The sequence below is a fragment of the Streptococcus mitis genome (assembly GCF_013305725.1).
Taxonomy (GTDB): domain Bacteria; phylum Bacillota; class Bacilli; order Lactobacillales; family Streptococcaceae; genus Streptococcus; species Streptococcus mitis_BO.
In genome coordinates this window covers 1796762-1811844 of record NZ_CP047883.1, presented here as the reverse complement: position 1 = coordinate 1811844, position 15083 = coordinate 1796762, and the positions used below count along the sequence as shown (strand labels likewise).

Below are 15083 nucleotides of genomic sequence, written 5' to 3'. Positions count from 1 at the left end.
CTTTTAAAAACTTATAAAAAAAGGAGAACATTCATAAATAAACGTTAAAATAGAAAATTCAGAAAATTTCTTCTTTTCTCTTGAAAAATTTTGAAAAAATGGTATGATAGTAACAAGTTATTTTTAAGAGAAGAGAAAGGGGAACAATGGAGAAAATCAGTTTAGAATCTCCTAAGACGGGGTCGGACCTAGTTTTGGAAACACTTCGTGATTTAGGAATTGATACCATCTTTGGTTATCCTGGTGGTGCGGTCTTGCCTTTTTATGATGCGATATATAATTTTAAAGGCATTCGCCATATTCTAGGACGCCATGAGCAAGGTTGTTTGCATGAAGCTGAAGGTTATGCCAAATCAACTGGAAAGTTGGGTGTTGCCGTCGTCACTAGCGGACCGGGAGCAACAAATGCCATTACAGGGATTGCGGATGCCATGAGCGACAGTGTTCCCCTTTTGGTCTTTACAGGTCAGGTGGCGAGAGCAGGGATTGGGAAGGATGCCTTTCAGGAGGCAGACATTGTGGGAATTACCATGCCAATCACTAAGTACAATTACCAAGTTCGTGAGACAGCTGATATCCCTCGAATCATTACGGAAGCTGTCCATATCGCAACTACAGGTCGAACAGGGCCAGTTGTAATTGACCTACCTAAAGACGTATCTGCTTTAGAAACCGACTTCATCTATTCACCAGAAGTGAACCTACCAAGTTATCAACCGACTCTTGAGCCAAATGATATGCAGATCAAGAAAATCTTGAAGCAATTATCCAAGGCTAAAAAGCCAGTCTTGCTAGCTGGAGGTGGGATTAGTTATGCTGAGGCTGCGGCAGAATTAAATGAATTTGCAGAACGCTATCAAATTCCAGTAGTAACCAGTCTTTTGGGACAAGGAACGATTGCAACGAGTCATCCACTCTTCCTTGGAATGGGAGGCATGCATGGGTCATTCGCAGCTAATATTGCCATGACAGAAGCTGATTTTATGATTAGTATTGGTTGTCGTTTCGATGACCGCTTGACGGGGAATCCTAAGACCTTTGCTAAGAATGCTAAGGTTGCTCACATTGATATTGACCCAGCCGAGATTGGTAAGATTATCAGTGCAGATATTCCTGTAGTTGGAGATGCTAAGAAAGCCTTGCAAATGTTGCTGGCTGAGCCGACAGTTCATAACAATACTGAAAAATGGATTGAAAAAGTCACTAAAGACAAGAACCGCGTTCGTTCTTATGATAAGAAAGAGCGTGTGGTTCAGCCGCAAGCTGTTATTGAACGCATCGGTGAATTGACGAATGGAGATGCCATTGTTGTCACTGACGTAGGACAACATCAAATGTGGACAGCTCAGTATTATCCCTACCAAAATGAACGTCAGTTAGTGACTTCAGGTGGTTTAGGAACCATGGGATTCGGAATTCCAGCAGCAATCGGTGCTAAAATTGCTAACCCAGATAAGGAAGTAGTCTTGTTTGTTGGGGATGGCGGTTTCCAAATGACTAACCAGGAATTGGCTATTTTGAATATTTACAAGGTACCAATCAAGGTGGTTATGCTGAACAACCACTCACTTGGAATGGTTCGCCAGTGGCAGGAATCCTTCTATGAAGGTAGAACATCAGAGTCAGTCTTTGATACCCTTCCTGATTTCCAACTGATGGCACAAGCTTACGGTATTAAAAACTATAAGTTTGACAATCCCGAGACCTTGACTCAAGACCTTGAAGTCATCACTGAGGATGTTCCTATGCTAATCGAGGTAGATATTTCTCGTAAGGAACAGGTGTTACCAATGGTACCAGCTGGTAAGAGTAATCATGAGATGTTGGGGGTGAAGTTCCATGCGTAGAATGTTAACAGCAAAACTACAAAATCGTTCAGGAGTCCTCAATCGTTTTACCGGTGTCCTGTCTCGTCGTCAGGTTAATATCGAAAGCATCTCTGTTGGAGCAACAGAAGATCCAAATGTATCGCGCATCACCATTATTATTGATGTAGCTTCACATGATGAAGTGGAGCAAATCATCAAGCAACTCAATCGTCAGATTGACGTGATTCGCATTCGAGATATTACAGACAAGCCTCATTTGGAGCGTGAGGTGATTTTGGTTAAGATGTCAGCGCCAGCAGAGAAGCGTGCTGAGATTCTAGCCATTATTCAACCTTTCCGTGCAACAGTGGTAGACGTAGCGCCAAGCTCGATTACCATTCAAATGACAGGAAATGCTGAAAAGAGTGAAGCCCTATTGCGAGTCATTCGACCATACGGTATTCGCAATATTGCTCGAACTGGTGCAACTGGATTTACCCGCGATTAATACTCTTCGAAAATCTCTTCAAATCACGTCAGCTTTGCCTTGCCGTAGGTATATGTTACTGACTCCGTCAGTCTTATTTACAACCTCAAAGCAGTGCTTTGAGCAGTCTGTGGCTAGCTTCCTAATTTGCTCTTTGATTTTCATTGAGTATAAAAATATTTTAAATTTGTTAAACCAGCCTAAAAGGCAATAAATAATAGAAAAGAGAGAAAAACTATGGCAGTTCAAATGGAATACGAAAAAGATGTTAAAGTAGCAGCACTTGACGGTAAAAAAATCGCCGTTATTGGTTATGGTTCGCAAGGACATGCGCATGCTCAAAACTTGCGTGATTCAGGTCGCGATGTCATCATCGGTGTACGTCCAGGTAAATCTTTTGACAAAGCAAAAGAAGATGGATTTGACACTTACACAGTAGCAGAAGCAACTAAATTGGCTGATGTTATCATGATTTTGGCACCAGATGAAATCCAACAAGAATTGTACGAAGCAGAAATCGCTCCAAACTTGGAAGCTGGAAACGCAGTTGGATTTGCTCATGGTTTCAATATCCACTTTGAGTTTATCAAAGTTCCTGCGGATGTAGATGTCTTCATGTGTGCTCCTAAAGGACCAGGACACTTGGTACGTCGTACTTATGAAGAAGGATTTGGTGTTCCAGCTCTTTATGCAGTATATCAAGATGCAACAGGAAATGCGAAAAACATTGCTATGGACTGGTGTAAAGGTGTTGGAGCAGCTCGTGTAGGTCTTCTTGAAACAACTTACAAAGAAGAAACTGAAGAAGATTTGTTTGGTGAACAAGCTGTACTTTGTGGTGGTTTGACTGCCCTTATCGAAGCAGGTTTCGAAGTCTTGACAGAAGCAGGTTACGCTCCAGAATTGGCTTACTTTGAAGTTCTTCACGAAATGAAATTGATTGTTGACTTGATCTACGAAGGTGGATTCAAGAAAATGCGTCAATCTATTTCAAATACTGCTGAGTACGGTGATTATGTATCAGGTCCACGTGTAATTACTGAACAAGTTAAAGAAAACATGAAAGCTGTCTTGGCAGACATCCAAAATGGTAAATTTGCAAATGACTTTGTAAATGACTATAAAGCTGGACGTCCAAAATTGACTGCTTACCGTGAACAAGCAGCTAACCTTGAAATTGAAAAAGTTGGTGCAGAATTGCGTAAAGCAATGCCATTTGTTGGTAAAAATGACGATGATGCATTCAAAATCTATAACTAATTGATAGAAATTAAGGTGAAGGCGAGTTGGGGGACTAACTCGCTTTTATAGTCAATTTATCTCTCTTTTAAGAGGATGGATTGTGATAGTATGAGATAGTCTAGGAGAAAATGATGTTAAGTTCAAAAGATATAATCAAGGCTCACAAGGTCTTGAATGGTGTGGTCGTTAATACCCCACTGGATTATGACCATTATTTATCGGAGAAGTATGGTGCTAAGATTTATTTGAAAAAGGAAAATGCTCAACGTGTTCGTTCTTTTAAGATTCGTGGTGCCTATTATGCCATTTCGCAGCTCAGCAAGGAAGAGCGTGAGCGTGGGGTAGTCTGTGCTTCTGCGGGAAATCATGCGCAGGGAGTTGCCTATACTTGTAATGAGATGAAAATTCCTGCTACTATCTTTATGCCCATTACTACTCCGCAACAAAAGATTGGTCAAGTTCGCTTTTTTGGTGGGGACTTTGTAACCATTAAACTAGTTGGAGATACCTTTGATGCTTCTGCTAAGGCAGCTCAAGAATTTACAGTCTCTGAAAATCGTACCTTTATTGATCCCTTTGATGATGCCCATGTTCAAGCAGGTCAAGGGACCGTTGCTTATGAGATTTTAGAAGAAGCTCGAAAAGAATCGATTGATTTTGATGCTATTTTGGTTCCTGTTGGCGGCGGTGGTCTCATTGCTGGGGTTTCTACCTATATCAAGGAAACAAGTCCAGAAATTGAAGTCATTGGGGTAGAGGCTAATGGAGCGCGTTCTATGAAGGCTGCCTTTGAAGCTGGTGGGCCTGTCAAACTAAAAGAAATTGACAAATTTGCAGATGGGATTGCTGTGCAAAAGGTAGGACAGTTGACCTATGAGGCAACTCGTCAACATGTTCAAACTTTGGTAGGTGTCGATGAGGGATTGATTTCTGAAACCTTGATTGACCTCTACTCTAAGCAAGGGATTGTCGCAGAACCTGCTGGAGCTGCTAGTATCGCTTCTTTAGAGGTTTTGGCTGAATATATCAAGGGGAAAACCATTTGTTGTATCATTTCTGGAGGAAATAATGATATCAACCGTATGCCGGAAATGGAAGAGCGTGCCTTGATTTATGATGGGATCAAGCATTACTTTGTGGTTAATTTTCCACAGCGTCCGGGGGCTTTGCGTGAGTTTGTAAATGATATCTTGGGGCCAAATGATGATATCACACGTTTTGAGTATATCAAACGAGCTAGCAAGGGGACAGGCCCAGTATTGATTGGGATTGCCTTGGCAGATAAGCATGATTATGCAGGCTTGATTCGTCGAATGGAAGGTTTTGATCCATCTTATATTAACTTAAATGGTAATGAAACGCTCTATAATATGCTTGTCTGAGGACTAATAAAAAAATATCATATTATTTGCACAACTGATGTATAGGTGCTATAATGAGGGTGAAGAAAGGGGGCGATTCCTATGGACTTAGGAAATCGATTACGCTATTTCTATCATAACTCATTATAGTACCTATGTTTTTTTGATTCAGTTTATAGTAAGGGAGTAAAATTACTTGTTATATGTAAGGAGTTTTTTGGAATCTACTATTTTATATATAGCTAATATGAAATTTTTCTAAATATAATAGGAATTAGAAGAAATAATCAATACTAATGAGATGTCTTAAACTGAGGTTACTGAGAAGAGTGACGGGATACTCGTAAGATGAAGACCGTAGAAAAAATGAAACATAGAATACTACGGTTTCCTAGCTACTCGCCTTTTAATGGGTAGGAGAAATAAAAAGTAAACTTGATAAAGTAAATAACTGGTCCAGTTGACCAAATGATTGAATGCTGGTGTAGACAGGAAAAGTCTAAAAGGAGAAAAATACTCGTTAGAAATGGTTTAGAGCAGAAGATTATTTTGTCAAATTTTTTTGTTTTGCAGTGGAATAAATAATATGAAATAAGACTAGAATATGTCTAGATTATCGAGAATCAGCATCTGTCAAATATAAATATTATTACATAAATAAGGTTTAATAATACAGTTATTTTAAAGAGCTATAAAAATTGTTTTCGGCAATGAAAAACCTACATATTATCAGCTTTAATAAGATAGCAAGTAAAAATAAGGGCGTTTATTTTATTGAATATATGTTTTTTTATTGACAAAAAGCATAAAAACGTATACAATTAAATATCGTAAATAAGAAAATAGGAGAAGGACATGGCTAAGTCAAACTTTGAAAAAGTAGAATCAGTTGTTGGCTGGGTTCGTGATAAGAAAATCACAGGCTACCGTATCTCTAAAGAAACGAATGCGCGTGAAATGTCTATCATTGCTCTAGCTCAGGGGCGTGCAAAAGTAAAAAATATTTCGTTTGAAACGGCTCTAGGTTTAATTGATTTCTATGATAAAAATCATGAAAAATTTGAAGATTAATCTTTGGATAATGGTGGATTCTTGAATAGGGTCTGCCTTTTCATTTTTTGGCTAGTAAAAAGACTGCACGGTTGATGCAGCCTTTTCTTTTTATTTGAGATAACGTTGAAGGAACTCTTTTGTACGGTCTTCTTTAGGATTGGTGAAGAGGTCTTCTGGCTTGCCTTCTTCAGCAATCACACCCTTATCCATAAAGATAACACGGTGAGAGACATCACGGGCGAATTCCATTTCGTGAGTTACGACAATCATAGTCAAGCCTTCCTGAGCCAGATCTTGCATGATTTTGAGGACTTCTCCAACCATTTCTGGATCGAGAGCTGATGTTGGTTCATCAAAGAGAATAGCGTCCGGATTCATGGAGAGGGCACGAGCGATGGCCACACGTTGTTTTTGACCTCCTGAGAGTTGTTTTGGTTTCGCTTGCCAGTAGCGTTCTCCCATGCCGACCTTTTCAAGGTTTTCTTTGGCAATCTTTTCAGCTTCTGTACGTTCGCGTTTAAGGACAGTTGTCTGAGCGACGATTGTGTTTTCAAGAACGTTGAGATTTTCAAAGAGGTTAAAGGATTGGAAAACCATCCCCAACTTTTCACGGTATTGCGTGAGGTCATAGCCTTTTTCGAGGACGTTTTGTCCATGATAAAGGATTTGTCCATCAGTTGGCGTTTCAAGGAGGTTGATGGAGCGTAGGAAGGTTGATTTTCCGCTTCCAGAGCTTCCGATGATAGAGATAACTTCTCCCTTGTGGACAGTGAGAGAAATGTCTTTTAACACTTCGTTTTGTCCATAGGATTTTTTGAGGTGTTTAATTTCAAGGATTGCTTGTGTCATTATTTCAAATCCTCCGTTTGCATTTGGTTAGCACCTGTAGTATAGGTATCCATGTCCATGCGGCGCTCAATAAAGCGTAGGATACGTGTTACGGTGAAGGTGAGGACAAAGTAAATCACGGCGATGATTGTAAATGTCTGGAAGTATTGATAGGTTTGTGTTGCCACGGTATTTCCTGAGAAATAAAGTTCGACAACAGAGATAACGTTCAATACAGATGTATCTTTGATATTGATGACAAATTCATTACCAGTTGCTGGTAGGATGTTACGGACTACCTGAGGTAGAACAATCTTACGCATGGTTTGGTTATGAGTCATACCAAGAGCAGTTGCGGCTTCAAATTGTCCCTTGTCAACTGCTAGGATACCACCACGGACGATTTCAGTCATGTAGGCACCGGTATTGATTGAAACGATTAAGATAGCAGCTAGTGTACGGTCAAGGTTGATACCGAAAGCTTGGGCAGTTCCATAGTAGATAACCATCGATTGAACGATCATTGGGGTACCACGGAAAATTTCAATGTAGACATTGAGGATCCAGCTAACTAGTTTTTGTAGGCCATAAATGGCTTTATTCTCAGACAGAGGAGCAGTACGGAAAACACCAATGGCAAGTCCAATAATGAGACCTGTGATGGTTCCGACGATAGAGATTAAAAGAGTGATACCAGCACCACGCAAGAGTTGTTGCCAGTTTTCAGAAAGAATTTTAGCGACTTGGCTAAAGAAACTACTGCTAGTCTCTTCAGTTGTTGTAGCTTCGGCAGGTTGCTCTTTGATCATACGATCCATCAAGGCAACTTGGTCGTCTTTTGAAATGGTTTCAATGCTGGTATTGATTTGACTAATACGATTGTCATCTTTACGAAGTCCAATGGCAATAGCCGTATCTTCTTCCCCAGTTTTGAAACCTGGTTCTACTTGAACCATCTTGAACTTAGAGTTAGCAGCTTCAGCAGTCAGAGCTTCTGGTCGTTCAGAAACATAAGCATCGATAACACCAGCTTCAAGTGCTTGGCGCATTTGAGCGAAGTCTCCCATGGCAGTTTCTTTTTTAGCGCCTGGGATTTGACCAATCAAGTCATAAAGGTAGACACCTTGTTGAGAAGTGATTTTTGCACCGTTAAAGTCATCCAAAGATTTTGCGTTTGCATAAGTAGAATCTTTTTTGACAAGCAAAACTGGTTCGCTAGTGTAGTAACTGCTCGAAAAGGCAATTTCTTGTTTGCGTTCGGCAGTTGGACTCATACCTGCGATAATCATGTCAATCTTACCAGAAGTAAGGGCAGGGACTAGACCTTCCCACTTGGTTTTAACAACTAAAGGTTCTTTACCTAAGTCCTTAGCGATTTTCTTGGCGATTTGAACATCGTATCCGTTAGCATACTGGTTAGTCCCATCGATTTTGACAGCTCCATTGCTATCATCGTCCTGAGTCCAGTTAAAGGGAGCATATGCTGCTTCCATCCCGATGCGTAAATATTCATCGGCTTGAGCAACATTGACAAGTCCCAGCATCAGCAAGAGACTTGTGAAAATAGATAAGTATATTTTTCTCATGATTTCTCCTATTTCTAATCTATTAAAAAATAACTGTCTCCTATTTTATCGAAAAAAACTCTATTTTTCAATACAGGTAAGCCCTTACTTGAGAAAAAATGATATAATGATAGCAAAGATAAAAAGGGGGCTTAGTTGATGAAAAAAACTTTTTTCTTACTGGTGTTAGGCTTGTTTTGCCTTCTTCCACTTTCTGTTTTTGCCATTGATTTCAAGATAAACTCTTATCAAGGAGATTTGTATATTCATGCAGACAATACGGCAGAATTTAGACAGAAGATAGTTTACCAGTTTGAGGAGGACTTTAAAGGTCAAATTGTGGGACTTGGACGGGCTGGCAAGATGCCTAGCGGATTTGACATTGACCCTCATCCAAAGGTTCAGGTCGCGAAAAACGGTGCTGAACTGACAGATGTTACTAGCGAAGTGATAGAAGGGGCAGATGGTTATACTGTTAAAGTTTATAATCCAGGTCAAGATGGCGACACAGTTGAAGTTGACCTTGTCTGGAACTTAAAGAATTTGCTTTTCCTTTATGATGATATCGCTGAATTAAATTGGCAACCTTTAACAGATAGTTCAGGGACTATTGGAAAGTTTGAATTTCATGTAAGGGGAGATAAGGGAGCTGAAAAACTCTTTTTCCATACAGGGAAACTTTTTAGAGAGGGAACGGTTGAAAAGAGTAACCTTGATTATACTATCCGTTTAGACAATCTTCCGGCTAAACGTGGAGTTGAGTTACATGCCTATTGGCCTCGGACCGATTTTGCTAGCGCTAGGGATCAGGGATTGAAAGGGAATCGTTTAGAAGAGTTTAATAAGATAGAAGACTCGATTTTTAAAGAAAAAGATCAGAGTAAACAACTCGTTACTTGGGTGTTTCCTTCCATACTTTCCATCTCTCTGTTATTGAGCGTCTGCTTCTATTTCATCTATAGAAGAAAGACCACTCCTTCGGTTAAATATGCCAAAAATCATCGTCTCTATGAACCACCAATGGAATTAGAACCTATGGTTTTATCAGAGGCTGTCTACTCGACTTCCTTGGATGAAGTGAGTCCTCTAACCAAAGGAGCTGGCAAATTCACCTTTGACCAACTTATTCAAGCTACCTTGTTAGATGTGATTGACCGTGGAAATGTCTCTATTATTTCAGAGGGAGATGCAGTTGGCTTGAGACTGGTAAAAGAAGACGGTTTGTCCAGTTTTGAGAAAGACTGTCTAAATCTAGCTTTTTCAGGCAAAAAAGAAGAAACTCTTTCCAATTTGTTTGCGGATTACAAGGTATCTGATAGTCTTTATCGTAGAGCAAAAGTTTCTGATGAAAAACGGATTCAAGCAAAGGGGCGTCAGCTCAAATCTTCTTTTGAAGAAGTATTGAAAGAGATGCAAGAAGGAGTGAGAAATCGGGTTATCTTCTGGGGACTTCCAGATTATTATCGTCTTTTAACTGGTGGGGAAAAGGCCTTGCAAGTAGGTATGGGTGTCTTGACTATCTTGTCCCTATTTATCGGATTTGGTTTGTTCTTGTACAGTTTGGATGTTTATGGATATCTTTACATCCCCTTGCCAATACTTGGTTTTCTAGGTTTGGTTTTGGCTGTTTTCTATTATTGGAAGCTTCGATTAGATAATCGTGATGGTGTCCTAAATGAAGCAGGAGCAGAAGTATACTATCTCTGGACCAGTTTTGAAAATATGTTGCGTGAGATTGCACGATTGGATCAGGCTGAATTGGAAAGTATTGTGGTCTGGAATCGCCTCTTGGTCTATGCAACCTTATTTGGCTATGCGGACAAGGTCAGCCATTTGATGAAGGTTCATCATATCCAAGTGGAAAATCCAGATATCAATCTATATGTAGCTTATGGTTGGCATAGTATGTTTTATCATTCAAGCGCGCAAATGAGCCATTATGCCAGTGTCGCAAATACAGCAAGTACCTACTCCGTATCTTCTGGAAGTGGAAGTTCTGGCGGAGGCTTCTCTGGAGGCGGAGGCGGTGGCAGTATCGGCGCCTTTTAAAGAGAGCTATCACTGGCTGAAAAAATATGCTATAATGGAAGATAGAAAAAGGAGTAATCTATGTATCTTATTGAAATTTTAAAATCTATCTTCTTTGGGATTGTTGAAGGAATTACGGAATGGCTGCCGATTTCAAGTACAGGTCACTTGATTTTAGCAGAGGAATTTATCCAATACCAAAATCAAAATGAAGTCTTTATGTCCATGTTTAATGTCGTGATTCAGCTTGGTGCGATTTTGGCGGTTATGGTGATTTACTTTAATAAGCTCAATCCCTTTAAACCGGGTAAAGACAAGCAGGAAGTTCGTAAGACTTGGAGACTGTGGTTGAAGGTCTTGGTTGCCACTTTGCCTTTACTTGCCGTCTTTAAATTTGATGATTGGTTTGATACTCACTTCCATAATATGGTTTCAGTTGCTCTCATGTTGATTATCTATGGGATTGCCTTTATCTATTTGGAAAAGCGCAATAAAGCGCGTGCTATAGAGCCAAGTGTGACAGAGTTGGACAAGCTTCCTTATACGACAGCTTTCTATATCGGACTCTTCCAAGTTCTTGCCCTTTTACCAGGGACAAGCCGTTCTGGAGCAACGATTGTCGGTGGTTTGTTGAATGGAACTAGTCGTTCTGTTGTGACAGAATTTACCTTCTATCTTGGAATTCCTGTTATGTTTGGAGCCAGTGCCTTAAAGATTTTTAAATTTATAAAAGCAGGACAGCTCTTGAGTTTTGGGCAATTGTTTTTGCTCTTGGTCGCTATGGGAGTAGCTTTTGCAGTTAGCATGGTGGCTATTCGCTTCTTGACAAGCTATGTAAAAAAACACGACTTTACCCTTTTTGGTAAATACCGTATCGTACTCGGTAGTGTCTTGTTGCTCTATAGTTTTGTGCGTTTATTTGTATAAGAAAAACCTTGAAGGGTTCAGACTCTTCAAGGTTTTAAAATCCAGTCACTGTGATTCCTAGTAGACGGATACCTTTTTCTTTTTCAGCTAGTTCCTCGTATAGTTGTAGGGCCGTTTGCGCAATTTGGCTAGCATCCTGTGTAGCTTGTGGGAGGCTTTTTCGTCTAGTGAGAGTAGAGAAGTCAGTATAACGAATCTTTAGGATAATGATTTTTCCAGCTTTGTCCTGCTTGCTGAGATTGTGAGCTACTTTTTCAGAGAGAAGAGTCAGCTCTTTTTTGATATCTTCGTCATCCTGGAGAATCTTACCATAGGTTTTCTCTTTCCCGATTGATTTACGGATGCGATTGGATTTAACGGGAGAATTGTGGATACCTCGAGCCTTTCGATAAAGGTCATAACCCAGTCTACCAAAACGGTCTATCAGAGTCACTTCAGGAACTTCAAGTAGGTCAGCGCCAGTAAAAACACCCATTTGATGAAGACGTTCTACCGTCTTTTTTCCTACTCCATGAAACTTGGAAATATCCATTTGTTTGAGAAAATCTTCAGCTTGTTCAGGTAAAATCACTGTCAAACCATGTGGCTTTTGATAATCACTCGCCATTTTAGCTAAGAACTTGTTGTAGGAAACACCGGCAGAAGCAGTTAGATGGAGTTCTTGCCAGATATCCTCTTGAATGAGGCGAGCGATTTTGACAGCTGACTTGATACCGAGTTTATTTTCTGTTACATCCAAATAGGCTTCGTCAATACTCATAGGTTCAATCAAATCTGTATAGCGCTTGAAAATAGCTCGAATCTGAAATCCCACAGCTTTGTACTTCTCATAATTCCCTGAGATGAAGACGGCCTGGGGACAACGCTCATAGGCTTCCTTAGAGCTCATGGCTGAATGGACACCAAAAGCTCGTGCCTCATAGCTACAGGTAGAAACGACTCCCCGTCCACCTGTTTGCCGAGGGTCGCTTCCGATAATGATAGGTTTTCCTCTGAGTTTAGGATTATCCCTGATTTCTACTGCAGCAAAAAAGGCATCCATGTCAATATGAATGATTTTTCTTGACAAATCATTTAACAAAGGAAAAATCAACATGCCTAGCCCCCTTTTTACTGCTTATTTTCTTTCATTATACCCTTTTTTCTGAAAAAAAGGAAAAAGGACTTTATTTTTTCAAAAATATAATACAGTTTAGGGTAAAATATAGACTGTTTTAGAAAAGAAAGTGCAAAAATAGGGATTTTCCACTTGTTGAAATCGGTTACTGTGTGGTATACTTGTCTCATGAATGTAACAGATGACTGTTGCTAGAAAGAAAAAAGAGGACATTAACATGGTTGTTAAGACAGTTGTTGAAGCACAAGATATTTTTGACAAAGCTTGGGAAGGCTTCAAAGGCGTAGATTGGAAAGAAAAAGCAAGTGTATCACGCTTCGTACAAGCTAACTACACACCTTATGATGGAGACGAAAGCTTCCTTGCAGGACCAACAGAACGTTCACTTCACATCAAAAAAATTGTAGAAGAAACTAAAGCACACTACGAAGAAACTCGTTTCCCAATGGACACTCGTCCAACATCTATCGCTGATATCCCAGCAGGATTTATCGATAAAGAAAACGAAGTTATCTTCGGTATCCAAAACGATGAACTCTTCAAATTGAACTTCATGCCAAAAGGTGGTATCCGTATGGCTGAAACTACTTTGAAAGAAAATGGATACGAACCAGATCCAGCTGTTCACGAAATCTTTACTAAATATGTAACAACAGTTAACGACGGTATCTTCCGTGCTTACACTTCAAACATTCGTCGCGCTCGTCACGCTCACACTGTAACTGGTCTTCCAGATGCATACTCACGCGGACGTATCATCGGTGTTTACGCACGTCTTGCTCTTTACGGTGCAGACTACTTGATGCAAGAAAAAGTAAACGACTGGAATGCAATCGAAGAAATCGATGAAGAAACAATCCGTCTTCGTGAAGAAATCAATCTTCAATACCAAGCATTGCAACAAGTTGTTCGCTTGGGTGACCTTTACGGAGTTGATGTTCGCAAACCAGCTATGAACGTTAAAGAAGCTATCCAATGGGTTAACATCGCCTTCATGGCTGTCTGCCGTGTTATCAACGGTGCTGCTACATCTCTAGGACGTGTGCCAATCGTATTGGATATCTTTGCAGAACGTGACCTTGCTCGTGGTACATTTACTGAATCAGAAATCCAAGAATTCGTTGATGATTTCGTTATGAAACTTCGTACAGTTAAATTTGCTCGTACAAAAGCTTACGACCAATTGTACTCAGGTGACCCAACTTTCATCACAACTTCTATGGCTGGTATGGGTAACGACGGTCGTCACCGTGTTACTAAGATGGACTACCGTTTCTTGAACACCCTTGACAACATCGGTAACTCTCCAGAACCAAACTTGACAGTTCTTTGGACTGATAAATTGCCATACAACTTCCGTCGCTACTGTATGCACATGAGCCACAAACACTCTTCTATCCAATACGAAGGTGTTACAACAATGGCTAAAGACGGATATGGTGAAATGAGCTGTATTTCATGCTGTGTGTCTCCACTTGATCCAGAAAATGAAGAACAACGCCACAACATCCAGTACTTCGGTGCTCGTGTAAACGTATTGAAAGCCCTTCTTACTGGTTTGAACGGTGGTTACGACGATGTTCATAAAGACTACAAAGTATTTGATATCGAACCAATCCGTGACGAAGTTCTTGAATTTGAATCAGTTAAAGCTAACTTTGAAAAATCTCTTGACTGGTTGACTGACACTTATGTAGATGCTTTGAACATCATCCACTACATGACTGATAAGTACAACTACGAAGCTGTTCAAATGGCCTTCTTGCCAACTAAACAACGTGCGAACATGGGATTCGGTATCTGTGGATTTGCTAACACTGTTGATACATTGTCAGCTATCAAATACGCTACAGTTAAACCAATCCGTGATGAAAATGGCTACATCTACGATTACGAAACAATCGGTGAATACCCACGTTGGGGTGAAGATGACCCACGTTCAAACGAATTGGCAGAATGGTTGATTGAAGCTTACACAACTCGTCTACGTAGCCACAAACTTTACAAAGACGCAGAAGCTACAGTTTCACTTTTGACTATCACATCTAACGTTGCTTACTCTAAACAAACTGGTAACTCACCAGTCCACAAAGGTGTATACCTCAACGAAGATGGTTCTGTGAACTTGTCTAAACTTGAGTTCTTCTCACCAGGTGCTAACCCATCTAACAAAGCTAAAGGTGGATGGTTGCAAAACTTGAACTCACTTTCTAGCCTTGACTTTAGTTATGCAGCTGATGGTATCTCATTGACTACACAAGTATCACCTCGCGCTCTTGGTAAGACTCGTGACGAACAAGTTGATAACTTGGTAACAATCCTTGATGGTTACTTCGAAAACGGTGGACAACACGTTAACTTGAACGTTATGGACTTGAACGATGTTTACGAAAAAATCATGTCAGGAGAAGACGTTATCGTACGTATCTCTGGATACTGTGTAAACACTAAATACCTCACTCCAGAACAAAAAACTGAATTGACACAACGTGTATTCCACGAAGTTCTTTCAATGGATGATGCCTTGGATGCATTGAGCTAAGATTATATAAAATAATACAAAGAAGGACTAGTTAAAAGCTAGTTCTTCTTTTTGTAAAATTTATTGGTCAATTAAAGTCAAATATCTTGACCTTTTCTGACTAATGTAGTATATTATAAACGTAA

The 15083-nt window shown here is 40.0% G+C and carries 11 protein-coding genes; 8 read left to right on the top strand and 3 right to left on the bottom strand.

Translation table 11 applies throughout. The features are described from left to right. Positions 1-146 precede the first annotated feature (146 nt). The 5 genes from M594_RS08650 to M594_RS08630 all read left to right on the top strand — a co-directional run bounded on the left by M594_RS08650 (position 147) and on the right by M594_RS08630 (position 5969). The gene (locus M594_RS08650) at positions 147-1847 is read left to right on the top strand and encodes an acetolactate synthase large subunit (RefSeq protein WP_173876583.1); all 1701 of its coding nucleotides are present in this window, start codon (positions 147-149) and stop codon (positions 1845-1847) included. Continuing rightward, entirely contained in the window at positions 1840-2316 is a 477-nt protein-coding gene (gene ilvN / locus M594_RS08645) for an acetolactate synthase small subunit (protein ID WP_001253803.1), read from the top strand. Before M594_RS08650 ends, ilvN begins: the two co-directional genes overlap by 8 nt. Before the next feature lie 216 nt (positions 2317-2532). Beyond that, a complete protein-coding gene (gene ilvC, locus M594_RS08640) occupies positions 2533-3555 on the top strand; it encodes a ketol-acid reductoisomerase (RefSeq protein WP_000290683.1) in 1023 nt (340 codons plus the stop codon). A 113-nt stretch (positions 3556-3668) separates the two neighbouring features. Next, positions 3669-4919 (top strand): threonine ammonia-lyase IlvA, encoded by a 1251-nt coding sequence (gene ilvA / locus M594_RS08635; RefSeq protein WP_173876582.1) that lies wholly within the window; start codon positions 3669-3671, stop codon positions 4917-4919. 834 nt (positions 4920-5753) lie between these two features. Next, complete coding sequence (locus tag M594_RS08630; protein ID WP_001130035.1) at positions 5754-5969, top strand: hypothetical protein; 216 nt, start codon at positions 5754-5756, stop codon at positions 5967-5969. A 90-nt stretch (positions 5970-6059) separates the two neighbouring features. Here M594_RS08630 and M594_RS08625 read toward each other — a convergent pair whose 3' ends face one another. Next, on the bottom strand, positions 6060-6800 hold the full coding sequence (locus tag M594_RS08625) for an amino acid ABC transporter ATP-binding protein (protein ID WP_000189477.1): 741 nt from the start codon (positions 6798-6800) through the stop codon (positions 6060-6062). Continuing rightward, the gene (locus M594_RS08620; protein ID WP_173876581.1) at positions 6800-8365 is read right to left on the bottom strand and encodes an ABC transporter substrate-binding protein/permease; all 1566 of its coding nucleotides are present in this window, start codon (positions 8363-8365) and stop codon (positions 6800-6802) included. Before M594_RS08620 ends, M594_RS08625 begins: the two co-directional genes overlap by 1 nt. 138 nt (positions 8366-8503) lie before the next feature. On the opposite strand from M594_RS08620, the gene M594_RS08615 reads away from it, so the two are divergent. Then, positions 8504-10393 carry a DUF2207 domain-containing protein gene (locus tag M594_RS08615; RefSeq protein ID WP_000750662.1) on the top strand — a complete coding sequence of 630 codons (1890 nt, stop codon included), beginning with the start codon at positions 8504-8506 and terminating at the stop codon, positions 10391-10393. A gap of 60 nt (positions 10394-10453) precedes the next feature. After that, positions 10454-11299, top strand: a complete 846-nt coding sequence (locus M594_RS08610) for an undecaprenyl-diphosphate phosphatase (protein ID WP_000280785.1) — start codon at positions 10454-10456, stop codon at positions 11297-11299. A gap of 34 nt (positions 11300-11333) precedes the next feature. Here M594_RS08610 and dinB read toward each other — a convergent pair whose 3' ends face one another. Next, a complete protein-coding gene (gene dinB, locus M594_RS08605) occupies positions 11334-12395 on the bottom strand; it encodes a DNA polymerase IV (protein ID WP_173876580.1) in 1062 nt (353 codons plus the stop codon). 238 nt (positions 12396-12633) lie between these two features. On the opposite strand from dinB, the gene pflB reads away from it, so the two are divergent. After that, positions 12634-14958 (top strand): formate C-acetyltransferase, encoded by a 2325-nt coding sequence (gene pflB / locus M594_RS08600; RefSeq protein ID WP_000260628.1) that lies wholly within the window; start codon positions 12634-12636, stop codon positions 14956-14958. The last annotated feature ends 125 nt before the right edge of the window (positions 14959-15083 follow it).